Origin of the sequence: Bifidobacterium tissieri, assembly GCF_002259645.1 — a bacterium.
GTDB lineage: Bacteria > Actinomycetota > Actinomycetes > Actinomycetales > Bifidobacteriaceae > Galliscardovia > Galliscardovia tissieri.
Genome location: NZ_MWWV01000024.1, coordinates 14,844 through 37,006, shown reverse-complemented (window position 1 = coordinate 37,006; position 22,163 = coordinate 14,844). Strand labels below are relative to the sequence as shown.

Sequence of the window (22,163 nt, the reverse complement as noted above, 5' to 3'; positions counted from 1 at the left end):
GGCCAATCCGCATAGACGTCGGCATGATCCAAAACATCGCAACTCTGCTGGGACTCATCCAAGTCGTATTCGAACTCATCGACGCCATTGGCGCCGGAAGCCGGCCGGCACTCGTCGCGGCCGGGGCCCTGATGTTCATCCTGCACGCCATCCACCCGCTCATCAAACGCCGCGGACGCCACACCCGCCACAATCGGCACACAAACCGTGAGAAAGGACTCTAAAGCACCACAAAAGTTCCTATAGCCCCCGGATCGGGTTCCTGTGCGGCATCGTCACCGTGGCGGTATGGCTGACCGTGGGCATGGGATGGTGGAAGATCATCGGACTGTGGTGATTATGGAGTCCGGTTAGGGTTATAGGCCAAAGAAAAACCTCTTCGCGCATCATTGCCTGCGAAGAGGTTTTCTCATCCCCGTTTGCATCCGGGAAACGACATCCGGAGGCAGGGCTTCCCACCAACGATATTCACGTTACTCCTGCAGGGGTTTCGGCACCGCAATGAAACCTATGGCAACCGATTGATGTGACGTAAATCACAATACAGACGTCTGAAACCATACGCTTCGACCAGTTCGGCGAACAGTAGACTCGGCATCATGATCTTACCGAAACGCATTCCGCTGGGGGCACGCATCGTGGTACGCACGACCATGGGTGTCGACGAGGCCGATGGAAGGGAGAAGTACCGGGATTATGTGGGTCATGTCACCGGCTGGGATGGCACGACGCTGACGATGCTGCGCGACGAATCCGCCAACGGCCGCAGAAAGGCCCAGATCGTCACCATCGACGCCATGAGCATCGTACGACTCAAGCCCATTCCGGAGAGACCGACGTTCCTCCGGCCATGAGCGGACATGATTCGTCAAATGCCTGTGCTTGTATCGCTATAAACACCGTGTTGATCATGTTCGATATCCGATCGAAATCCACGATCCGGATCACGAATCCCATGACCATGAATCCATCAAGGAGCCGCCATGATACAGCACAGAAACACCCGCACGGAGGGGGCCATCAAAGAGGCGTTCATCACGTTGACTAACGCCAAGGGTTTCGACGCCATGACCGTCAGCGATCTCGCCCGTGAGGCGCATATCAATCGAGGCACGTTCTACACGCATTACACCGACAAGTTCGATCTGCGTCAGCAACTGCTCTCCAACGCCATGAGCGATCTGACGCAGATCATGCTCACTCCAGGGCCGTCCTTCCCACGGCAGACGACCGGTCCGCAACAGACGGGCGCTGACGGACAGCTCATCTCCTACAACGCGCTTCTTGACGGACTACGGTACATCAAGAACGACTTCGCGTTCTTCGACGCCATCTCGCACAGCGGCAACGACATGCAGCTGTACAACCGCACCAAGGACATCATCACCGAGCTGCTGCTCATCGAGGCGGAGAAGGTGGGCAAGAAACCGAACCGCGACGACATTCCCTCCGTGTACGTCCGGGAGATGCTCGCCGCGTCGCTCACCGCCATCGTCTGGCTGTGGCTCAAACGCGGCTGCGATGAACCGCCGGAGACCATCGCGACGATCATCGATCGTGCACGCACGCTGGCTCCGGTCGATCTGCTCAACTGACCAGTGCCGTGCGAATCTCGGCGATGGCGGTGTTCCGATCCGTCATATGCGTGATGTGTTCGCCCCGCCGGGCGGATGCAAGCAGCCGGTCACGCCATGTGGAACGCCCGGACTCCGTGGCCCCTGCGGTACCGTTCTCATCATCGCCGTCAATCCGCACGGTCACCGACTCGTGTTCGACTCCCGCACGTTCACGGGCCTTGTATTCGCGGTAGGGATGTGCCACGGCGAAGAACTCCCGAACCTGCGCGAGCGCAGTATCGTCACCGGATTCGAGCAGGGCCGCCATGGATTCCAGACGTTCGCCCATGTGGTGCAGCAACCGGGCCACATTCGCGGCATCCTCCTCCACCATCGCACGGGTCCGGTCGGGATCGGTGAGGGCGACGCGCGTCATGTCGCGCCAGCATCCGGCGGCCAGCGCCTGAGCGATGTTGCGTTCCGGCATTTCGGTCAGTTCGTTCGCCAATGCCGTGGACACCACATGCGGCATGTGGCTGATCATCGCGGCGGCACGGTCATGCGTGTCATCGTCGATCACGATGATGCGGTCGCCCACTCCCTCGCAGATCATATCGACCACGACGAGCAGCCGCTCATAGGACGTCCGCTCGTCGAAGGTCACCGCCCATAGGGCGTCGTCGTACAGTGACGGATCGGATGCGGCATAGCCGGAGAACTCATTGCCTGCCATCGGATGGGCGCCGACATAGCAATCATCAAGCCCGACAGCCTTCACCTCGTCACGCACCTGCCCCTTGACGCTACCCACATCGGCGAGCACGGTATGCGGGTCCATCACCGGTGCCAGCTGTCGCAGCACATCCGGCATGGCCTTGAGCGGCGTACACAGCACAAGCACGTCCGGAACCGCGCGAGCCAGTTCCGCCACGTCGTCCACGCATTCGATGCCGGCGGCACGCGCACGATCGTATGGGGCCGGGCGATGGTTCCATGCGATCACACGACGACCGCGTTCCGTCAGTCGCCGGGCGAGCGATCCGCCGATCAGTCCGAGTCCGGCGATGGCGATCACCTGCGCCTCGGGTCGCTCTGGTGTCATGTTCACGCCCATAGCAGCTCCCTGTCATCGTCCGGTTCGAATCGCACACCGGATACGTCCGTGGAGTCCAGTCGTACGCCGCCCTTGGGCAGCATCCACGCACTCACCGGCGGATTCGGCCGTTCCCTACGCGGGTATACGGCCAGCGTCTTCACCCAATCCCCATGCGCAGCCACGGTGCCGAGCACCGTTTTGAACTGCGGCTGCCAAGGTGCCGCATCGAGCGTGGCGATGAAGCTGTATGTGCCGGCATGACCTTTGATCGGCCGTGAAATGAAACTGGTCATGTTCAGTCCCGCATCGCGAATCACATCGAGCAGATCGGCCAGTACGCCCGGTCCGGTACTCAACGGAATGAACGCGACGATGGATTCGAATTCGACGACCCCGTTGGATTCGGCCTGCGCGAGCTGCTCTCGTGCCTGCTCGCGCGGTGCCAGCACAAGGAAGTCGGTAACCGCTCCGTCGAAGTCCTGAACGTCCTTGCACAACACATTCAGACCGTAGAGTCCGGCACAGATGGATGGGCCAAGCGCCACCTCGTCGGAGGCGATGTCGCGGCATGCGGCGGCGTTGGACGATGACGGCTCGGAGGTCAGTCCATGTTCGACAATGAATTTCGAGCATTGTGCCAGCCCGTGCGGATGCGCTCGGACCACGGTCAGGTCACCGTGTCCGGGACGGACCAGCGCATCGAATGCGACGTCGACGCTCACCCGGGCGAATCCCGCCACATCCTCGGCGTCGATCAGTGCATCCAGATTCGGCACCACATAGCCTTCGATGTTGCTTTCCCACGCGACCACTCCCCAACCGTCGCCGTTGGCCACGGCGTTGAAGATGGCGGTCACGTTCGGTTCGGCAATGCATTCCCCGCCATCCGGGATGAGCTCTGCGGCCGCGGACGCCGCCTGATGGGTGAACGAGCCCTGAGGCCCAAGATAATGCAATGACACGGTCATAAATCAGTGATTCCTTCTGTCGGACACGTCGAACCAACGTTGCGGCAGCACGAGCATGAACACCTGAAGCGCCACCATGCCCAGCATCCAGATGATGCCCGCCTTCTGCATGAGCAACGTATAGGAATCCGAAACGTACCCGAAAATCAACATCGCACGGGATTGGGTGGACGTCTGCAGGATCAGCATGGTCACCGCACCGGAGGCGATGAGGTGAAATCCCACGCCGACGCTGCCGGATCGGGCACGCGCCGACCATGTGGATATGCCGAGCAGCAGAAACGACAGCACCAGCCCGTAGGGGATGCTCCACTGGACGCCCATGCGATGGGTGGCGGCGCCGACGAAGCCGACGATCGCGCCCGAGGCCGCACTGACAAGGATGCGACCCCACGAGGGCAAACGAAAACTCCACGGCTTGGAGGCATCGTTATCTGCCCGTTGTCGCCGTGGAGTCATCTCCATTCGTGTAGTCATATGGTTCAGTATGGCCGCCGGACCCTACAAGTGTCTCGTGATCGACATCACGATTCCACTTGCCGAGACCGACGGCTTCCCTCGATGCGTGATCGGGGATACGAATCAGGCGTTCTTGTTCTGACGACGCTGCTTGGCGCGCCACTTGTACCAATCGTCACGCTTGAGGATGATCTTGCGCACGCGGATGGCCTCGGGGGTCACCTCCACGCACTCGTCCTCGTTCGCGAAGTCGAGGGACTCCTCAAGGCTCATCTTGATCGGCGGGGTGAGCGTCTCCAGCACGTCGGCGGTGGAGGAACGCATGTTGGTCATGTGCTTGGCCAGCGTGATGTTCACGTCGAGCTCGTCGGGCTTGTTGTTGATGCCCACGACCTGACCCTCGTAGACCGGGGACTGCGGATCGACGAAGAAGTTGCCACGGGCCTGCAGACGCTGCATGGCGTACGGGGTGGCCACACCCTGACGATCGGAGACCATGGAACCGTTCTGGCGGATGACGATCTCGCCAGCCCACGGAGCGTAGCCGGCGGAGATGGAGGATGCGATGCCTGTGCCGCGGGTGGCGGACAGCAGCGCGGTGCGGAAGCCGATCAGGCCACGGGACGGAACGGTGAACTGCAGACGCACCCAGCCGGAGCCGTGGTTCGTCATGTTGTCCATGCGACCCTTGCGGTCGGCCATGAGCTGGGTGACCGCGCCCATGTACTCCTCGGGCACGTCGATGGTGGTGTTCTCCATCGGCTCGTTGATCTTGCCGTCGATGATCTTGGTGACCACCTGCGGACGGCCGACGGTCAGCTCGTAGCCCTCACGACGCATCTGCTCGGCCAGCACGGCCAGAGCGAGCTCACCACGGCCCTGAACCTCCCAGGCGTCGGGACGGTCGGTGGGCAGTACCTTGATCGACACGTTACCGATGAGCTCGCGATCCAGACGATCCTTGATCATGCGGGCGGTGAGCTTGTGGTCCTTGCCCTCGGTGCCGGCCAGCGGGGAGTCGTTGACGCCGAAGGTCATGGAGATTGCCGGGTCGTCGACGTGGATGAGCGGCAGCGGCTTCGGATCGTTGGGGTCTACGATGGTCTCGCCGATCATGATGTCGTTGACACCAGCGACTGCCACGATGTCTCCGGGGCCGGCCTCCTCGACGGGCTGACGGTCCAGACCCTGGGTGCGCAGCAGCTCGGAGACACGGAAGTTCTCAAGGGAGCCGTCCACACGGGACAGGCCGTAGGTGGCGCCCTTCTTCAGCGTGCCGTTGTAGATGCGGACCAGACCGAGTCGACCGAGGAAGTCGGAGGAGTCGATGTTGGCCACGTGGGCCTGCAGCGGAGCATTTTCGTCGTATTCCGGAGCGGGGATGTTGGAGATGATGGCCTCGAACAGCGGCTCGAGGTTGTCGTTGTCCGGCATGCCGCCGTCGGCGGGCTGGTTGACCGAGGCGTAGCCTGCCTTGGCGGCGCAGTAGATCACCGGCATGTCGAGCAGCTGGTCGAGATCGAGATCGATGCCCTCATGCTGCACGTCGTCGGCCAGACCGAGCAGCAGATCGGAGGTCTCGCCCACGACCTCCTCTATACGGGCGTCGGGGCGGTCGACCTTGTTGACGCACAGGATCACCGGCAGCTTGGCCTCAAGGGCCTTGCGCAGCACGAAACGGGTCTGCGGCAGCGGGCCTTCGGAGGCGTCGACCAGCAGCACCACGCCATCGACCATGGAGATGCCGCGCTCCACCTCGCCGCCGAAATCGGCGTGGCCGGGGGTGTCGATGATGTTGAGGGTGATGCCCTCCGGGTGGCCGTACTTGGCGGCCAGCGGGCCGGTGTATTCCACGGCCGTGTTCTTGGCGAGGATGGTGATGCCCTTCTCGCGTTCCAGATCGTTGGAGTCCATCACACGATCCGGAACCTCTTCGCGTTCGTTGAAGACATGGGACTGCTGAAGCATTGCGTTCACGAGCGTGGTCTTGCCGTGGTCGACGTGAGCCACAATCGCCACATTACGGATATCACCGCGTACCGCCATCGAAAACCTCTCTTAGTTGACTGTCTATTTGTGTCGCAAAAAGTTCTTGCGTCGATTCTGAGTATTCGGAATGGTTCGTTGCCGTTTCCCTATACACACACAAACCGCACCAATCGTAGCCGTATTCCTTGACAGCGATCATGCGGACACGTTACGTCCTACGCCACGTCATTCACCGATTCGGGGAGGAACGGAGCGAGCGACGGCAGCTGGCCGAGACCGTCCAGTCCCATTTTCTCCAGAAACACATCGGTGGTGACCAGCAGCGCCGCATGGGAGTCGGGATCGACGCCCCGCTCGCCGATCAACCCATGCAGCGTCAGTGAACGGATCACACCGTCGGAGTTCACGCCGCGGATGGCGGCGACCTGCGCACGCGTGATCGGCTGCTTGTAGGCCACGATCGCCAACGTCTCCATGGCAGCCTGCGACAGACGCGCGGTTCTGCCGTCATTGACAAAGGATTCCACGATCGGATCAAACGACCGTCGGCTCGCCAGACGCCATCCGCGAACCGTATGCCGCAGTTCGAACCCGCGGCGCGGAAGCCCCTCCGTACCGTCGTATTCGTCGCGCAACGATTCCAACGTCACACGCACCCGATCGGCATCCACGTCCAGCACGGACGCCAGCGAATCCTCCGTCACAGGATGATCGGTCACCATCAGCACCGATTCCAGGCACGCCGCAAGCCCACCGGGAAAATCATCCACATTCACCATCTATGCAAAATCCTTTTCAATCATCGTCACGGCGGCATTCCCTTCGCCGCCATCCGTCGTCCCGGACGGGGAATCCCCGCCGACCGCCCATCGCAGATGCAGATCGGCGTACGGTCCATCCTGCTTGAACTGCAGATCGCCCTGTTTGAAGAACGCCAGCACCGCAAGGAAACGGGCCACCACCTCGATCCTCGTATCCGTGTCGGCCGTCAGCTGATCGAACGTCATGGAACCACCAGCCGGCAGTCGACGCAACCGATCCCTGACCATGGACGCCTGCTCGCGCAGATCCACCAGAGGCACATGCAGCTGGCTGACGGCAACCTCCTCGGGAGGAGCGCCGGCGATCGCCCTGGCGGCCAGACGAGCCAACGCATCCGCATCCGTGGCAAGCCGTAGCTCCGGCATCATGGCGGCGATCACGTCATCCACGTACCCCGGATGATCCACTTGCCCCGCATTGGCGTCCATACGGGTGCGAAAATCCAGTCCGGCCTGCTTGAACGCCTTGTACTGCAGCAGTCGGGCGAACAGCAGATCGCGCTCCCTCAACGCCTCCATGCTGCGTTCGTCGCGCTCGCCGTCGTCGAAGGACGGCAACAGGGCCGCGCTTTTCGCCTCCACGAGCACCGACGCCACATCGATGAACCCGCTGGCCTCGTCCATATTGTCGGTCAGATCCATGGCACCGATGTAGGCAAGGAACTCCTCGGTGATCGTCGCCAGTGAGACCTCGGTCAGTTCCATCCGCTGGTTGGCCAGCATGCCCAACAGCACGTCGAACGGGCCCTGATACGACTCGAGGTCCACATGGAAACCGGCGGTGGCATCGGATTCGATGGCACCGCCGGTCTGTGACTCCGGGAACTGTGGCTCCGGTAATTCGAGGGGATGCTCCGCCGCCGTCACGCCACCACTCCGCGCGCCACCATCTCACGCGCCACCTCGCGATATTCCTTGGCGGTCTTGTGATCCGGCGCGTACATGGTGATCGGCGCGGCGGCGATCGTGGCGTCCGGCAGTTTGATCGACCGAGTGATCACGGTGTGGAACACCTTCTCCTGGAATGCCTCGTAGATGCGGTCGAGCACCTCCTCGGAATGCAGCGTGCGAGTGTACATTGTGACCAGCACGCCGTCGATCTCCAGACCGCGATTGATGCGGCTCTTCACCTTTTCGATGGACTGCATGAGCAACGCCACGCCACGCAGGGCGAAGAACTCGGCCGCGACGGGAATGATCACGCCATCGGCCGCCGTCAGCGCGTTCACGGTGAGCAGACCCAACGACGGCTGACAGTCGATGATGATCAGATCGTATTCGTCGCGCAGCGGACGCAGCACGCTGGCAAGCACCTGCTCACGACCGACCTCGGTGACCAGCTGCACTTCAGCGGCGGACAGATCGATGTTCGCGGGAATGATGTCCAGTCCCTCGAACCTCGTGTGATGCACGACTTCGTGCGGGTCCAGCGACGGGTTGAACATGGCCGTGTAGATGGTGTTGTCCACGGAGTTCGCGTTGATGCCGAGTCCGACCGACGACGCTCCCTGGGGATCGGAGTCGACGATCAGCACCTTGCGTCCGAAGTTCGTCAATGCACCGGCGATGTTGATCGATGAAGTGGTCTTGCCTACGCCACCCTTCTGGTTGCACATGGCAATGATTCGTGCGGGTCCATGATGGTCCAAAGCTTGCGGCGCGGGGAACGTCTCATATTCGCGCCCTAACAGATCAGTAGGCATAGACTCCATGCTAACAACAACCGTGCCTAGTTTGTTCGCACCTGAATCACATGTGCTCCACGTGTCATATGAACGTCCTGCCATGGCCTTGCCGCATCCCCGGCTCGATGCATCCCTGCCATCGCCCATTGGCCCTACCGGGCACGGGGGTGGGAGATCAGGTAGGTCTCCATGAGCACCTGGGGGCTGACGTGCGTATAGATCTGCGTGGTGGTCACACTCGCATGGCCGAGCAGCTCCTGCACGGTGCGTACATCGGCGCCGCCTTGAATAAGATGCGTGGCGAAGGAATGACGCAGCGTATGCGGATGCAGCGGCCTGTCGATGTGGGCGCGCTTCCCCGCCGTCGTGACGATCTCCCACACCGACTGCCGCGACAGCCGGCGCCCGCGCTTGTTGAGGAAGATGGCGCGCAACTCAGGATTTTTGCGAGCCTTGCCCACCAGAGCCTCACGACCGGCGGAAAGATACGCGCGCATGGCCTCGCACGCATAGGATCCGATGGGGACCAGCCGTTGCTTGGACCCCTTGCCGGTAAGTCTCGCCACACGACGATCGAGGTCGATGTCGGCGAGGTCGGTCCCCACCGCCTCAGAGACGCGACACCCCGTGGCATACATGAACTCGAGCAACGCACGGTCACGCAGGGATACGGGGTCCACGGCACCTTTGGGAGCAGCGGCGTCAAGCAACGCGGACACCTCATCCACGCTGAGCACATCGGGCAAGGTGGACGCCCCCTTGGGAGGCTTCACCCCTTCTGACACGTCGGATGGGGCATTGCCCTCGGAGACGGCGAACCGGTGAAGCTCATGCACGGCCGCAAGACGGCGGGCTCGGCTTCTTGTGCTCTCCTCCGCGAGCGACGCCATGAAATCCTCGACATCGTGACGGGAGACGGCGTCGATCGTGGTGATGCCGTGGGCGTTCAGCCACTGCTCGTATCTGGTCAGATCGGACCGGTATGCGGACACCGTGGCCTTGGCCAGGCCCCGCTCAACATCAATGTATGCCAGAAAACGTTCGATCAGCTCGTGCACGGATCATCCCCCTCACCTACGGCGGCAAAAGAAAACCCCGTCACGTAGCGTATACGTAACGGGGTGCAACCATCGACTGATGAATACTATCAGGCGTTGACCGGGGCGTTCACGTCCTCGGGCAGAGCGGCCTTGGCGGCCTCGACGATGGTCTTGAAGGTCTCCGGATCGGAGACGGCCAGCTCGGCCAGAGCGCGACGGTCGAGATCGATGTCGGCCAGACGCAGACCCTGGATGAAGCGGTTGTAGGTGATGCCTTCGGCGCGGACGGCAGCGTTGATACGCTGGATCCACAGCTTGCGGAAGTCACCCTTGCGAGCCTTGCGGTCGCGGAAGTTGTAGTTGAAGGAGTGGAGCAGCTGTTCCTTGGCCTTGCGGTACAGGCGGGAGCGCTGGCCGCGGTAACCCGAAGCCCTTTCGAGAACGACGCGACGCTTCTTCTTGGCGTTGACTGCGCGCTTGACACGTGCCATATCTTATTTCCTCAGCTTTCCTAAGTCGTCTTCTGTGCAGACCACGGATCAGTGGTTGAGCATGTTCTTCAGGTTGGCGGTCTGGGTCTTGGCCAGCACCTTGTCGGCCTTCAGAGCGCGGCGCATACGGGCCGACTTGTGCTCAAGGTTGTGACGCATGGAGCTACCAGCGTGCATCAGCTTGCCCGTACCGGTGACGCGGACGCGCTTGGATGCAGCGGAGTTACTTTTCATCTTCGGCATTGCTGCCCTCCTTTTGAGTATGTTCCTTCACGGAAGTCTTGTTCAGTTCGGCATGGGCCTCGGCTGCGGCCTCGGCCTGGGCTTCCTTCTTCGCGGCCAGTCGAGCGGCCTGACGGGCCTGACGCTCGGCGCGGGCGGAGGCACCACGTCGACGCTGCTCGGACTGGGTGTGCACCTTCTTGCCCTTGGGGGCCAGCACCATGATGATGTTGCGACCCTCCTGACGCGGCTGGGATTCGATCGTGCCCAGCTCCGACACCTCGTCGGCCAGACGACGCAGCAGCTCCACGCCGCCGATCGGGCGGGACTGCTCGCGGCCGCGCAGCATGATGGTGACCTTGACCTTGTCGCCGCCGGAAAGGAATCGCTCGACATGACCCTTCTTGACATCAAAGTCATGGTCGTCGATCTTCAGGCGGAAACGAATCTCCTTGATCTCCGCGGTGCTCTGGTTACGGCGAGCCTCACGAGCCTTGATCTTCTCGTTGTACTTGTACTTGCCGTAGTCAATGAGCTTGGCCACCGGAGGCTTCGCGTTCGGTGCCACCTCGACGAGGTCGAGGCTTGCCTCACGCGCAAGATTCAGCGCGACAGAGGTCGCGATGACGCCCACCTGCTCGCCCTTCGGGCCGATCAGGCGTACTTGCGGTACGCGAATCTCTTCGTTGATACGTGGTTCGGCGCTAATGATGACTCCATTCCCTACTGCCCGGCGAAATTCCATCTGCGTCCGAAACATACAGCGTCCACACGTCCAACCGATCGTCATCCGCGAAAACGTCATGAAGACGACCATACGTGTGTGGAATCCTTTGTCATGCCAACGGCATGCGATTCCACAGGAATCATGAATCATGAAACGATGACTCATCATTGCTCTGTCAGACCATGATCATGAATCGTGGTGATCAGTGATCCGGAAGGCTGTAGGCCTTGGACCCGAGGCCGTAAAAGGCTTCCAGGTGGGATTTCTCCACTTTCTTGATTTCTCAAGCCTTGAAGATAGTACCACAGTTTTTCCGTTACGCAACCGGCGTGGCGCGTGTCGTCGATCAGCGTACCTCGTCGATCAGCCCCTGAATGCCCCGCTCCTTAAGAATCGTGCGGTACGGACCCGCCTCCGCGGCGATGAGCTGGTCGATGGCACGCATGCCAAGCAGTTCCACTGGGGCCTTGTCATCGGTGAGGATAAGCGGGCTGTCGGCTTCGGGCTCCTCCACCTTCACAAAACGGTGGGCCACATCGGACATGTAGTCGCGAAGCTCGGAGTCATGCGTGCGGATGTAGGTGACGGCCCGCAGCGGGATCGCCTTGGAATCCTTGGCCAGATCGCTCACGCCCTTGAACGATTTGTCCTCGCCCTGGGTCTTGGCGAACAGTTCGCGGTTGGTGGTCCGCGGCACATCGGCCGTGATCACATTGCCGCCGCCGAACACGGATGCGATAGTGGCCTGCAGGGATTCGTTGATCGACCCCTCGCCGTCGGAGATCATGTTCATGTTCACCACCATGACGCCGCCGGGGTTCAGATGGCTCTTCACCATGCGGAAGAATTCGACGCTGCTCATCTGGAACGGAATCGTGATGTCCTGATACGCGTCGACCATGATCACGTCGTAGGTCTCGTCGCTGGCGGCCAGCCACGCCCGACCGTCGTAGGTGCTGACCGGGATGTCGCTCGGCTCGTCGAAGTACTCCCCCGCCAGACGCGTGATCTTCCCATCGATCTCCACTCCCTGCACCTTCATGTCGGGATAGTACCGACGCAGCTGCCGCGCATAGGTGCCGGTTCCCATGCCGAGGATCAGCGCGGAGCCGGCATGATCGGCGAGCGCCGGCGCGGCCAGTGCCGTGTCGTAGTACATGCCGGTGAGCCCGTCGGATTTCATGGTGACGGACTGCACGCCGAACAGCACGTTCGTGGACAGAATGGTGCGGTCGGACAGGTTCCTGACCTGCAGATAGTTGTAGATGGATTCGCCTTCATAGGCGAGATTGTTCTCCCAGAATGCGAATCCGCTCATGGGAGAGAACACCGCCGAGCCGATGAACAGCACGGTGCAGACGGCTCCAACCACCGGTTTGATGCGCGAGGAGATGAAGTACGCCAACGCGATGGCGAGCAGCAGTCCGGAGAAGATCAGGAAGGTGACGAACGTGCCTACCGCGGGAATGGTGACGAATGTGGGCAGGAACGTGCCGAGGATGGAACCGATCGTGTTGCATGCGGACAGCCGTCCGACGATGGTGGCGTTGTCGTCGAGCGAATCGGTGGTGAATTTGACCAGTCCCGGCGTGACGGTGCCAAGCAGGAACAGCGGTGGTACGAAGATGACCATGCAGCTGATGAACGCCGCGATCACAAGGAAGTTGGTCGAGACGGTGACGATCAGCAGGCCGGAGATGAGCAGGATCAGGTACTTGCCCACGAGCGGGATCAGCGCGATCCACGCGGCGGCGATGGCGATGCGACGGTACAGCAGATCGGGGTCGGGGTTCCTGTCGGCCCACCGGCCGCCGACTACGGCGCCCAGGGCGAGCGCGATCATGATGGTGCCGATGATGATGGTCCAGACGATCTGGGAACTGGAGAAGTAAGGGGCGAGCAGTCGGGATGCGCCGAGTTCGGCGGCCATGACGGCCATGCCGGAGAAGAATTCGGTGACGTAGAGGAAGACCTTTGATTGCAGAATCGGTCGGTTTCCGTTGTCCTTCATTCTCATATCGTCCGCCTTTGCCGTGCCAGTCGAATGCCGTCCCACCTATTATGCGACCATGATGCGGTTTTGTGGCGAAGATTCCGCGAATCGCCCATGCGAAACGAATATACGCAGCGTCGATACGGATCGTGCCTAGAATCGTAGTGGATTCCAGCAATGGGCCGTTCCATCAACGATGAAGGAGGATATGATGCTCGATCATCTGACGATCAAGGTGAAGGACTTCGATACGGAGGCCGCGTTCTACGAGGCCGCCCTCGCCCCGCTTGGATACACGAAGGGTGCGGAGTTCCCGGGTGCCGTGCAGTTCGCGTCCGCGGATGGCAGCAGCGTCTGGGTGAGCCGGACGGATGGCGATGTGACGCCTGCTCATGTGGCGTTCGTCGGTGACGAGGACGCGATCAAGGCGTTCCATACGGCTGGTCTTGCGGCCGGCGGCACCGATAACGGCGAACCCGGCCCCCGCCCGAACTACGGTCCGACGTATTATGCGGCGTTCGTGCACGATCCGGAGGGTAACAACATCGAGGCGTGCAAGCACTGATGTCGGATCCGGCGTGATCATTCGTCATCATGACCACGGGTCACGCCCGCCACACATCGAGTTGGTGCCCGGTCTCCACGGACGGAGGCCGGGCACCAATGGTAGGTATATGCGTTATATGCGTTATGTACGGGCCGGCAGTCGGTCAGGCTCCCGAATGGCCGCCCAGATTCGGATCGGCCGATCGGCCCTAGAGCACATGGAAGTGCTGCAACGCCTTGAGGATGCCGTCGTCATCCACATCCGCGGTGATATAGTCGGCCGAGGCCTTCGCCAATTCACCGCCGTTGCCCATGGCCACGCCGATTCCGGCGTAGGCGAGCATGTCCGCGTCATTGCCGCCGTCGCCGAACGCCATGCATTCCTCGCGCTCGAACCCGTACAGTTCCATGAACGCCTTGATGCCGGCCGGCTTGCCGCCGTCCGCCGGAATGAAATCACAGAACGCGGGATGCCACCGCACCGAACGGCATCCGGGCAGCAGATCGACGATACGTCGTTCCTCGTCCTCCTTGACGAATGCGCTGAACTGGTAGGTGGGATGGCTGAACACGCGGTTGACGTCGTCGATCACCAGCGAGGGTGCCGTGGCGCCAAGACCTGCGTACTGGTTGCGGATGATCTCGTTGATCTGATTGAAGTACACGTAATCCTCTTCGGCGAAGTTCGCGCCGACCTGCGGATGGTCGGCGAGATAGTCGAGGAAGATGCGCAGATCGGTCTTGTCGATGTCATGCGTTTTAAGGAATCCATGATCATCGAAGCAGTACTGGCCGGTCATGGTCATATAGCCGTCGAAATCGATACCGAGCCGGGCGGTGACGATCTTCATCTGCGAGGGGGCGCGTCCTGTGGCGATGAACACCTTGATGCCCTTGCCCTTGAGTTCCTCGATGGCGTCTTTGGTGGATTGGGGCACCTCGTGGGTCTTGAAGCTGGTGAGCGTGCCGTCGATGTCGAAGAACACGGCCTTGATCTGATGGTCCATACTCGTCTCCCTTTGCACGTAGCGCGTCACGTCCCATTCCTTCTCAGATTATCAACGCCCTTCGATGCCCAGACACGTAATCCGGACGGTCCCCTGCTACGCTGAGTCGCGGAAGGAGGCGATCATGCACGACGCCATGCACACCGTGGCCGGAGACGATTCCACAGACACCACGATGGAATCCGCTCCGTCGGAGGGGGAACGCCCATGGACGAGTCTGCCTGCATCGGTGAAGCGCGTATGGCTGCTGCGGTCGGCGATCAGGGACTGTTCCGGCGCTCTCGGTTGTGGCATCGTCGCGCTGATCAGTCATCTTGCCGGGTGGTGGACGTTCTGGCATGGTCCTGTGCTGATGGTCGCCGTCGTGATGCTGATGGCTGATCTTGCCACGCAGCCGCTGCGGATCCGGTACGCCTACGCATTCAACCGATACTCGATCGGCCCCCATGATGTGATGCTGCACAAGGGATGGCTGTTGCGCACCACCACGACGATCCCCTACAACCGCATACAGCATGTGACGACCAAACAGGGGCCGTTGCTGCGACGCTTCTCCCTTACCGCGGTGGAGCTCCATACCGCCGTGGACGAACATGAGATCGCGGCGCTCGATGATGACTGCGCCACCTCGATCGTGAATCAGATCAGCATGCGGGTGCTGACGTCGAAGGACGACGTATGACGGCACCGCATCCGCCGACAACGCCAGTGCGGCTACACGACGAATCGGCCGACTGGCACCGTATGCATCCACTGTCGCTGGTGATCGACATCACCGAACGGGCCCGGTCCATCATCGGCACGATGGTGTCACTGCTGGTGATGACCTCATGGCTGCGGATGCCGCGACACGCCATCCGTCTGGCCGTGGCGGCCACTCTGCTGGGCATGGCCGTAATCAGGATCGTGGCATGGTCGAGAAAACGGTATCGTCTTAACGACGATGGCATCACGATGGAGGTGGGCATCCTCAACACGGTACGCACCACCATCGCCTACGATCGCATCCACACGATCAACATCACCACGCCGTTCGTTCTTCGGCCGTTCGGACTGGTCAGCGTCGCCGTCGAATCGGGCGGCATATCCAACGGATCATCCATCACACTCACGGCGGTACCGCAATCGGTGGGCACGCAGCTGGAACGGCTGCGCAGGCAGGCCGTGTCCGTCGAATCCACCCGCGAGGATCGGCACGACGTCGAGTATGACGATCATGAGACCGTTCGTCGAACCGTTGTCCACGAAGACGCCGGCAGACTGGCGTTTCGTGCATCGGTACGCGATACGGTGCTGTTCGCGCTCACTGATCTGGAATTCCTCGCAGCGTTACTCGTACTGTACGGATTCGCGCAGAATCTGGAGGATCTGCTTCCCAGGAAGATGTTCTACTCGGCACAGGAGTCGATCATCCGCTTCTCCTCCAGCAGCACGCTGAGCATGATCATCACGATAGCCACGGGACTGCTGATGATACTGGCCATCAGCATCGTCAAATCGCTGATGCTGTATTACCGATTCGAGGTGTGGCGTCGCGGTGATGATCTGATCATCGTTCGCGGATTCTTCACCCGACGCTCGTTCACCATTCCGGTCGGTCATGTGCAGACCGTGACGATTCATCAATCGGTGTTGCGCAGGGCGTTGCATCTCAGTTCGGTTCAAGTCGGTCTCACCACATCCGGTGCCGATGACGACGAACTGGCCGCGATGTCGGCTGGCGGCATTCTGCCGGTCGTTGCGGACGACCGCTTGTATGCGACACTGGCGGTCATACTGCCCGAGTGGAATCTTCACGTTCCTCCGGCGACGCGCACGGCACACGGACTGGGACGGTATCTGCTGACGATGCCCATAACGCTGACCGTCATCGGCACGCTGGGCACGGCGACCGCCGTCATGATCGCCATCATCTCGGTGCCCTGGCTGCCATGGCTTCTGCCGCTTCCGGCTGCCGTCGGTGCCTATGCGTGTGCACGACGTTGGCTGAAACTGCGTACGGAGGGATATGCGCTGCTCGGCGGCGACCGCATCGTCGTCACCGGGGCCCGCGGACTCGGCTTCGTCACCATGTTCACGACACGGACCCGGATCCAGAATGTACGACGCCGCATCTATCCATGGCGGCTCGCCGCCGGCGTGGAATCCATGACCATGCCCGTGTTCGTCACGAACGGTTATTCGGAACTGCGGTTCACCGCAATCCGTACCGTCGACGCCCAATACCTGCATGACTGGGCCATGCACGTCAGGCATGTGTCAAACAACGGGAAGGCGAAGGCCCGGTGTGAAGCGGCACGTATCGACACACTCCACGATTAAACGCATAAGCGCATTGAAATATGACAAGGGCGGACCGGCGACTTCCGTCTGCCGTTCCGCCCTGCAACACAGTATGAATTACTCAGAGTACTCAGAAAAACCGAATACTCAGCACACCAAGCTCAGGCCTTTTCAGTCCTTGACGATGGTCTTGCCGGCGTTCGGTCCGGAGGCGAGGTCCTCGATCTCGGTGATCTCGAGCACCGGAATGGCGGCGGGCTTCTTGGTGCCCTTCTCCTCGGCCACCTTCACCTGCTCCTCGTAGATGGCGTCGTCGGTGTGCAGCACCACGTTGCCACGGAAACGGTAGCCCTTCTTCTCCGCGAGGTTGGCGAAGGCGATGACCAGCTTGCCGTTGGCCTGCAGGTTCTTGTATGCCTGACCTGCGGTGCGCTCGTGGTAGGCGATGTGGTTGTCGTCCAGTACGAAGAGCGACATCTTCGGACCGAGGTCCAGGGTGCCGTCCTCGTTCTGGGTGGCGATCCAGCCCAGATTGTTCTCGATGAAGGTCTTCATCTCAGCGGTGAGCGTTGCCATAATGCAATCCTTTCACGTTCGATACAGCCAAGATCAAGCCTACTCCGCAATATGGCGGCACGCGTGATTTCCGGGCTGTGAGAAACATCACTCGGGACTCTTCAGCGCGGAGACCATGTCGATGCGGTCGAGCATGCGATTGGTCACCTGCGCAACCACCAGCGCGAAGCCAAGCGCCAGCACAGCGGAATACACGTAGCTGATCCAATGCGCATGCACGGCGAAGTACATGCTCGGCATACGCAGCGCCACAGTAAATCCCTCGGCCACCAGACGCCCGAACGGCAGGCCGAACACCACGCCGATAAGGGTGAGGATGATCATCTCCTTGTTCACATAATGCCGCACTTCCCGCTTGCGGAATCCCAGCACCTTGATGGTGGCAAGTTCCCGCTGCCGTTCGGAGATATTCGTAGTGCCGAGCGTGAACAGCACCACGAAGGCGAGCGCGCCGGCGAGTACGAGCAGTACGTAGACCACGGTGTTGATGAGCGTGAAGTTCTTGGCGAAGTCCCGTACGAGTTCGGCGGTGCCGGTCACGGACAGGTAGCGGCTATCGTGCCGCAGATCAGTGGTGAATCCGATCTGCGCGTCCGCATCGCCGTTGAGGTGGGCGAGCATGCCGTTGGCCTTGTAGTCGCCGAACAGCTTCTCGTACAGTGGCTGTGTCATGTACACGGTGTTGCCCAGATAGTTTTCGACCACCGAGTCGACGGTCACGTCCACGCCGTTGAGGGAGGAATCCTTGAGATGGGCCTTGCCGCCTTCCGTCAGGTCGAGCATCTGCTGCGCGTTCTTGGTGATGGCCACGCCAGTGTCGGTGAGCGTCACCGGCGCTCCCCCGCCGACTGCGGCGCTGTAGTCGCTCTGCGCTTCACGAAGGTTGATGTATCCGCTGATATCGCCGGCCCTGGGCACGACCAGGATCTGTACGCTTTCCTCGCGGTTGCCGTTGATGGCGTTCACCGTGCCGGAGTCGATGCGTACGGATTGTACGTCCTTGACCCGGTTGTTCGTGCTCAGTTCGTTGAGTGCGGCATCATGGTCGCCGTCATTCGTCACGGCCATGAGATCGTATTCGTAGACGCCGCCGTATTGGCTGGGCGAAAGCTCCACCACGGAGTCCTTGATGGCGAATCCGCACATGAGCAGCATGGTGCAGCCCATGATGCCGGCGATGGTCATGAATGCGCGGGACTTGTATCGGAACAGGTTGCGTGCGGTCACCTTGTTGAGGAACGACATGCGTTTCCAGATGAATCCGATGCGTTCGAGCAGGATGCGTTTGCCGGCGCGAGGGGCCTTGGGCCGCATGAGCGCGGCCGGGCTGAGTCTGAGTTCACTGCGACATGCCAGAATCGCGCTGCCGACGATGGCGACGACGAACAGGGCGATGCCCGCCACGCCGTACAGCCAGTCGAAGTGCAGGGTGAATGCGGGCAGCAGGTACATGGTCTCGAAGATTGAGAAGATGATCTTGGGCATGGCGATGAAGCCGAGAAGATCGCCAAGCAGCCCGCCGGCGAGGCATGCGAGCAACGCGTAGATCACGTATTTGCGGAGGATCTCGCCGCGACGATAGCCAAGCGCCTTGTATGTGCCGATCAGTCCGCGCTCCTCCTCCACCATGCGGGTGATGGCGGTGAGACTGATGAGCACGGCCACGAGCAGGAACATGACGGGGAATACGGTGCCGATGGCGTTGATGGATTTGGTGTCGCTGTCGATGCTGGAATAGCCGCCGAGCGCCATGCGGTCGCGCACGTACCAGCGGGCTGGTTCGATCTTGTCCACCTCGACGCGCGCGTCGGCGATCTTCTGCTGGGCTTCCGCCTTGTTCTGATCGAGTTCGCTCTGCTGGGAGTCGAGCTTGCTCTGCGCGTCGGCGATCTGCTGCCTGGCGTCCTTGATCTGCGCCCGTCCTTCGGCGATTCGGTGCGCGGCGGCTTCGGCCTGGGCCTGCGCGGCCTGCATTTGCGCCTGGGCCTGTGCGGCACTGGTTTCGTCGGCGGGTTCGGATTCAGCTTCGGATTCTGCGGTCGGGCTGGCGCTTCTACCGGCGCTCTGCTGTGATCGGGCTGCCTGAAGCTGCTTTTCCTGCGCGTCCAGCTGGGCTTCCTGCGTATCGATCTGACGCTGGCGGTCGGCAAGTTCGTTGCGCGCGTCATCGATCTGCGCCTGGGCCTTGCCGAGTTCGTCGTTGGCCTTCCGCTCCTCGTCGTCCACGGTGGCGGTGGCCTTGTCCTTGATCGACGTGGTACGGGTCTGTTCTCGGTCGGACTGAATGTCGACGATCGCGTTCTTCACCGTGTCCACGCGAGTGGTGTAGGCGTCGGAATAGGCACGCTCCGCACTCGCTCCGGATACGCTGACGTAGGCAGCCGTGTATACGTCTCTGGCGTCGGCATTCACCGCCGCGTCGGTCATGAAGAACGTGTAGTCGGGCACGGACGACGTGTCACGGAACGCGGTGGCCCCTTCACTGTTGTTGGTGTTGGTCGGGTCGATCACCGTGCCGACGATCGTGTAGTCGTGTCGGGAGAAGATCTCGTTCGTACCGGAACCGTCATCGAATCCGACGGAGTCCCCGGCCGTGTTCGTGTCGTTTGCCGCATTGGTGAAACTGACCGTATCGCCGATTTTCGCGCCGCTGTTGTTGAGGTATGCGCTGGTGGTCACCGTCTCATGATCATTGTCGGGCAGTCGCCCATCGAGCACGTACGGGGTGTTGAAGCCGGTGACGATCTGGCTCAGCGTCGCCGTGGCCGTGTCGCCGTTCACGCTGACGTTGGCCTCTTCCGAACGTCCCCCGCGCACGTTCTCCGCGCCCTTGACCTTGGCCAGTGCGGTGATGTCATCATCGGTGAGTCCCAGCGTGGAGACCACGGACACGTCATAGAGATGCTGCCCGTCGAAGAACGAGTCGGCGGACCGCAGCAGATCCAGGCAAGCCGCATGCAGTCCGGTGGCCATGGTGACGCCTAGCGCGGTGATGATGAGAATCGAGATGAACCGTTTGCCGTTGTGCGCGATCGTACGGCGGATGTCCTTGGCGAACGCGGTGTTGACGACCGGACGTCTGCGTGACGCCGCCGAATGCGCCGGCTTGCGGCGAGGCGCGGGTTTCCGCGAGGTTCTCGCTGGTATGGTCATCGGGCTCACCTCACCATTCGATGTCGGCGATGGGCGTGGGATCGGGATTGACCATCATGTCGGTGACGGTGCCCGAGCGGAAGCGGATCAATCGATCGGCCATGGGGGCGAGCGCGGAATTGTGGGTGATGAGCACGACGGTGATGCCATCGTTGCGACAGGTGTCCTGCAGCAGCTGGAGAATCTGCTTGCCGGTGGCGTAGTCGAGCGCGCCTGTCGGCTCGTCGCAGAGCAGCAGTTTGGGGTTCTTGGCCAATGCCCTGGCGATCGAGACACGCTGCTGCTCGCCTCCGGACAGTTGCGAGGGGAAGTTCGCCATGCGGTGCTCCAATCCCACCTTGGCGAGTGTCGTCGTGGCATCCAACGCATGCTCGCAGATCTGCGAGGCCAGCTCCACGTTTTCCAGCGCGGTGAGATTGGGAACGAGATTGTAGAACTGGAACACGAATCCGACGTCGAACCGTCGGTAGTCGACGAGCTCGTTCTCGGTGCATGCGGTGATGTCACGACCGTCCACGCGAACCGTACCGGATGTGGCGCGATCCATGCCGCCGAGAATGTTGAGCGCGGTGGTCTTGCCCGCTCCGGACGCGCCGAGCACCACGGCCAGCTCGCCCTTCTCCACCTGGAATGACGCCTTGTCGAGCGCCAGAATCGCCGTGTCCTCGGAACCGTATTGCTTGGTCACGTCATTGAATTCGATATACGGCATCGTGCCACCTCCACAGACCCGCCATTGAACATCGTGTTGTGTTATACAATCACTGTATCGGCAACGCGGACGGCCATCGCTCAACACAGCGGGTATGCCATGTCGAGCGATGGTCCGGCAAACGGTTGGGATTGAATCGATCAACGTCGATGTGCGATTCGCGACACGCTCCCGGATTATCGGCGGTCCAGATCCTAGTCCTATGACGGTATGAACGATCCCACGGTGATCATCACGGAAAGGCGGCACCATGAAGAAGCAGCCACAGGTGACCGAACGAACCAAGGCCATGCTTTGCAAGGCATTCTGGTCGATGTATCGCACCCGGCCGATCGAGAAGATCACGGTCCGTGAGATCACGGAGAAGGCCGGATACAATCGCGGCACGTTCTATCTGTACTATCGCGACGTACGTGACATGTTCTCGCAGATCGAGGACAGCCTGCTCGACATGATCGACGAACTGGTGGCCGACATGCTCGTGGACGACGACCGTATCGATATCGAATCGAACATGGGCGTGATCCTCAAGGCGGCCAAATCGCATTCCCGGTACATGTCGGTACTGCTCGGAGACAAGGGCGACCCCACATTCGTCACCCGGATGAAGACGATCATCTGGCCGCTGGTGGACCGGTACCTTGGCATCACGCAGTCGCCGGACATGAGCGATGACGAGCGCGAACTGCTCAAGGAGTTCTACCTGTCCGGTCTTATGGCCGCCGTCACCTCATGGTTGAAAATGGCCGACCGCATGCCCATCGACCGGTTCATCACGTTCATTCTCAACACGGTGTTCCCCGCGGTGAACGATCAGCGACAACGCAACCGGATCTGAG

General features: G+C 61.1%; 23 protein-coding genes. 7 read left to right on the top strand and 16 right to left on the bottom strand.

Annotation, left to right across the window (positions count from 1 at the left end):
• The 3 genes from BTIS_RS11405 to BTIS_RS11395 form a co-directional block, all read left to right on the top strand.
• Positions 1-224: hypothetical protein (locus tag BTIS_RS11405; protein ID WP_211279457.1), on the top strand; the 224-nt coding region annotated here is incomplete at its 5' end.
• A gap of 375 nt (positions 225-599) precedes the next feature.
• Complete coding sequence (locus tag BTIS_RS11400) at positions 600-854, top strand: DUF6725 family protein (RefSeq protein WP_094665558.1); 255 nt, start codon at positions 600-602, stop codon at positions 852-854.
• A 129-nt stretch (positions 855-983) separates the two neighbouring features.
• Positions 984-1,595 carry a TetR/AcrR family transcriptional regulator gene (locus tag BTIS_RS11395; RefSeq protein WP_094665556.1) on the top strand — a complete coding sequence of 204 codons (612 nt, stop codon included), beginning with the start codon at positions 984-986 and terminating at the stop codon, positions 1,593-1,595.
• On the opposite strand, the gene BTIS_RS11390 is transcribed toward BTIS_RS11395, so the two are convergent.
• The 12 genes from BTIS_RS11390 to BTIS_RS11335 form a co-directional block, all read right to left on the bottom strand.
• A complete protein-coding gene (locus BTIS_RS11390) occupies positions 1,588-2,670 on the bottom strand; it encodes a prephenate dehydrogenase (protein WP_245819439.1) in 1,083 nt (360 codons plus the stop codon). The two genes, BTIS_RS11395 and BTIS_RS11390, sit on opposite strands and share 8 nt — an antisense overlap.
• The gene (locus BTIS_RS11385) at positions 2,661-3,620 is read right to left on the bottom strand and encodes a prephenate dehydratase (protein WP_094665554.1); all 960 of its coding nucleotides are present in this window, start codon (positions 3,618-3,620) and stop codon (positions 2,661-2,663) included. Before BTIS_RS11385 ends, BTIS_RS11390 begins: the two co-directional genes overlap by 10 nt.
• 3 nt (positions 3,621-3,623) lie before the next feature.
• Positions 3,624-4,022, bottom strand: a complete 399-nt coding sequence (locus tag BTIS_RS11380) for a hypothetical protein (RefSeq protein WP_094665552.1) — start codon at positions 4,020-4,022, stop codon at positions 3,624-3,626.
• A gap of 180 nt (positions 4,023-4,202) precedes the next feature.
• Positions 4,203-6,125: a translational GTPase TypA gene (typA, locus tag BTIS_RS11375; protein ID WP_094665550.1), complete on the bottom strand. Its 1,923-nt coding sequence runs from the start codon at positions 6,123-6,125 to the stop codon at positions 4,203-4,205.
• A gap of 158 nt (positions 6,126-6,283) precedes the next feature.
• Complete coding sequence (gene scpB, locus BTIS_RS11370) at positions 6,284-6,847, bottom strand: SMC-Scp complex subunit ScpB (RefSeq protein ID WP_094665548.1); 564 nt, start codon at positions 6,845-6,847, stop codon at positions 6,284-6,286.
• Positions 6,848-7,687: a segregation and condensation protein A gene (locus BTIS_RS11365; RefSeq protein WP_338024231.1), complete on the bottom strand. Its 840-nt coding sequence runs from the start codon at positions 7,685-7,687 to the stop codon at positions 6,848-6,850.
• A 65-nt stretch (positions 7,688-7,752) separates the two neighbouring features.
• Positions 7,753-8,601 (bottom strand): ParA family protein, encoded by an 849-nt coding sequence (locus BTIS_RS11360; protein WP_181160741.1) that lies wholly within the window; start codon positions 8,599-8,601, stop codon positions 7,753-7,755.
• A 125-nt stretch (positions 8,602-8,726) separates the two neighbouring features.
• Positions 8,727-9,632 (bottom strand): site-specific tyrosine recombinase XerD, encoded by a 906-nt coding sequence (gene xerD, locus BTIS_RS11355; RefSeq protein ID WP_094665544.1) that lies wholly within the window; start codon positions 9,630-9,632, stop codon positions 8,727-8,729.
• An 89-nt stretch (positions 9,633-9,721) separates the two neighbouring features.
• A complete protein-coding gene (gene rplT / locus BTIS_RS11350) occupies positions 9,722-10,105 on the bottom strand; it encodes a 50S ribosomal protein L20 (RefSeq protein ID WP_093961320.1) in 384 nt (127 codons plus the stop codon).
• A gap of 48 nt (positions 10,106-10,153) precedes the next feature.
• Positions 10,154-10,348 (bottom strand): 50S ribosomal protein L35, encoded by a 195-nt coding sequence (gene rpmI / locus BTIS_RS11345; protein WP_093961319.1) that lies wholly within the window; start codon positions 10,346-10,348, stop codon positions 10,154-10,156.
• On the bottom strand, positions 10,329-11,087 hold the full coding sequence (infC, locus tag BTIS_RS11340) for a translation initiation factor IF-3 (protein ID WP_245819437.1): 759 nt from the start codon (positions 11,085-11,087) through the stop codon (positions 10,329-10,331). The genes rpmI and infC overlap by 20 nt, the downstream gene beginning before the upstream one ends.
• A 313-nt stretch (positions 11,088-11,400) precedes the next feature.
• Positions 11,401-13,065: a spermidine synthase gene (locus BTIS_RS11335; RefSeq protein ID WP_245819436.1), complete on the bottom strand. Its 1,665-nt coding sequence runs from the start codon at positions 13,063-13,065 to the stop codon at positions 11,401-11,403.
• Between the two features lie 193 nt (positions 13,066-13,258).
• Here BTIS_RS11335 and BTIS_RS11330 point away from each other — a divergent pair, with 193 nt between their 5' ends.
• Positions 13,259-13,612 carry a VOC family protein gene (locus BTIS_RS11330; RefSeq protein WP_094665542.1) on the top strand — a complete coding sequence of 118 codons (354 nt, stop codon included), beginning with the start codon at positions 13,259-13,261 and terminating at the stop codon, positions 13,610-13,612.
• A 190-nt stretch (positions 13,613-13,802) separates the two neighbouring features.
• On the opposite strand, the gene BTIS_RS11325 is transcribed toward BTIS_RS11330, so the two are convergent.
• Positions 13,803-14,600, bottom strand: a complete 798-nt coding sequence (locus BTIS_RS11325) for a Cof-type HAD-IIB family hydrolase (RefSeq protein WP_094665540.1) — start codon at positions 14,598-14,600, stop codon at positions 13,803-13,805.
• Between the two features lie 124 nt (positions 14,601-14,724).
• Between BTIS_RS11325 and BTIS_RS11320 the strand changes: the two genes are divergently transcribed.
• Both BTIS_RS11320 and BTIS_RS11315 read left to right on the top strand, forming a co-directional pair.
• Positions 14,725-15,282: a PH domain-containing protein gene (locus BTIS_RS11320; RefSeq protein WP_158216908.1), complete on the top strand. Its 558-nt coding sequence runs from the start codon at positions 14,725-14,727 to the stop codon at positions 15,280-15,282.
• Complete coding sequence (locus tag BTIS_RS11315) at positions 15,279-16,922, top strand: PH domain-containing protein (RefSeq protein WP_094665536.1); 1,644 nt, start codon at positions 15,279-15,281, stop codon at positions 16,920-16,922. The genes BTIS_RS11320 and BTIS_RS11315 overlap by 4 nt, the downstream gene beginning before the upstream one ends.
• Before the next feature lie 132 nt (positions 16,923-17,054).
• Here the strand turns inward: BTIS_RS11315 and BTIS_RS11310 are convergent, their stop codons facing one another.
• From BTIS_RS11310 to BTIS_RS11300, 3 genes are all read right to left on the bottom strand, one after another.
• Positions 17,055-17,459: a pyridoxamine 5'-phosphate oxidase family protein gene (locus BTIS_RS11310; protein ID WP_094665534.1), complete on the bottom strand. Its 405-nt coding sequence runs from the start codon at positions 17,457-17,459 to the stop codon at positions 17,055-17,057.
• A gap of 87 nt (positions 17,460-17,546) precedes the next feature.
• Complete coding sequence (locus BTIS_RS11305; protein WP_143248951.1) at positions 17,547-20,612, bottom strand: ABC transporter permease; 3,066 nt, start codon at positions 20,610-20,612, stop codon at positions 17,547-17,549.
• Positions 20,613-20,622: 10 nt separating this feature from the next.
• Positions 20,623-21,324, bottom strand: a complete 702-nt coding sequence (locus BTIS_RS11300; protein ID WP_094665530.1) for an ABC transporter ATP-binding protein — start codon at positions 21,322-21,324, stop codon at positions 20,623-20,625.
• A 250-nt stretch (positions 21,325-21,574) separates the two neighbouring features.
• Between BTIS_RS11300 and BTIS_RS11295 the strand changes: the two genes are divergently transcribed.
• A complete protein-coding gene (locus tag BTIS_RS11295; protein WP_094665528.1) occupies positions 21,575-22,162 on the top strand; it encodes a TetR/AcrR family transcriptional regulator in 588 nt (195 codons plus the stop codon).
• Position 22,163 lies beyond the last annotated feature (1 nt).

What these genes read in the sequence shown, in the direction of transcription:
- BTIS_RS11300 (WP_094665530.1), bottom strand. Translation starts at nt 21,324, where the DNA reads ATGCCGTATATCGAATTCAATGACGTGACCAAGCAATACGGTTCCGAG.
- BTIS_RS11335 (WP_245819436.1), bottom strand. Translation starts at nt 13,065, where the DNA reads ATGAAGGACAACGGAAACCGACCGATTCTGCAATCAAAGGTCTTCCTC.
- BTIS_RS11385 (WP_094665554.1), bottom strand. Translation starts at nt 3,620, where the DNA reads ATGACCGTGTCATTGCATTATCTTGGGCCTCAGGGCTCGTTCACCCAT.
- scpB (WP_094665548.1), bottom strand. Translation starts at nt 6,847, where the DNA reads ATGGTGAATGTGGATGATTTTCCCGGTGGGCTTGCGGCGTGCCTGGAA.
- rpmI (WP_093961319.1), bottom strand. Translation starts at nt 10,348, where the DNA reads ATGCCGAAGATGAAAAGTAACTCCGCTGCATCCAAGCGCGTCCGCGTC.
- BTIS_RS11320 (WP_158216908.1), top strand. Translation starts at nt 14,725, where the DNA reads ATGCACGACGCCATGCACACCGTGGCCGGAGACGATTCCACAGACACC.
- BTIS_RS11305 (WP_143248951.1), bottom strand. Translation starts at nt 20,612, where the DNA reads ATGACCATACCAGCGAGAACCTCGCGGAAACCCGCGCCTCGCCGCAAG.
- rplT (WP_093961320.1), bottom strand. Translation starts at nt 10,105, where the DNA reads ATGGCACGTGTCAAGCGCGCAGTCAACGCCAAGAAGAAGCGTCGCGTC.
- BTIS_RS11295 (WP_094665528.1), top strand. Translation starts at nt 21,575, where the DNA reads ATGAAGAAGCAGCCACAGGTGACCGAACGAACCAAGGCCATGCTTTGC.
- BTIS_RS11325 (WP_094665540.1), bottom strand. Translation starts at nt 14,600, where the DNA reads ATGGACCATCAGATCAAGGCCGTGTTCTTCGACATCGACGGCACGCTC.
- BTIS_RS11360 (WP_181160741.1), bottom strand. Translation starts at nt 8,601, where the DNA reads ATGGAGTCTATGCCTACTGATCTGTTAGGGCGCGAATATGAGACGTTC.
- BTIS_RS11315 (WP_094665536.1), top strand. Translation starts at nt 15,279, where the DNA reads ATGACGGCACCGCATCCGCCGACAACGCCAGTGCGGCTACACGACGAA.
- BTIS_RS11400 (WP_094665558.1), top strand. Translation starts at nt 600, where the DNA reads ATGATCTTACCGAAACGCATTCCGCTGGGGGCACGCATCGTGGTACGC.
- BTIS_RS11330 (WP_094665542.1), top strand. Translation starts at nt 13,259, where the DNA reads ATGCTCGATCATCTGACGATCAAGGTGAAGGACTTCGATACGGAGGCC.
- infC (WP_245819437.1), bottom strand. Translation starts at nt 11,087, where the DNA reads ATGTTTCGGACGCAGATGGAATTTCGCCGGGCAGTAGGGAATGGAGTC.
- typA (WP_094665550.1), bottom strand. Translation starts at nt 6,125, where the DNA reads ATGGCGGTACGCGGTGATATCCGTAATGTGGCGATTGTGGCTCACGTC.
- BTIS_RS11395 (WP_094665556.1), top strand. Translation starts at nt 984, where the DNA reads ATGATACAGCACAGAAACACCCGCACGGAGGGGGCCATCAAAGAGGCG.
- BTIS_RS11310 (WP_094665534.1), bottom strand. Translation starts at nt 17,459, where the DNA reads ATGGCAACGCTCACCGCTGAGATGAAGACCTTCATCGAGAACAATCTG.
- BTIS_RS11390 (WP_245819439.1), bottom strand. Translation starts at nt 2,670, where the DNA reads ATGGGCGTGAACATGACACCAGAGCGACCCGAGGCGCAGGTGATCGCC.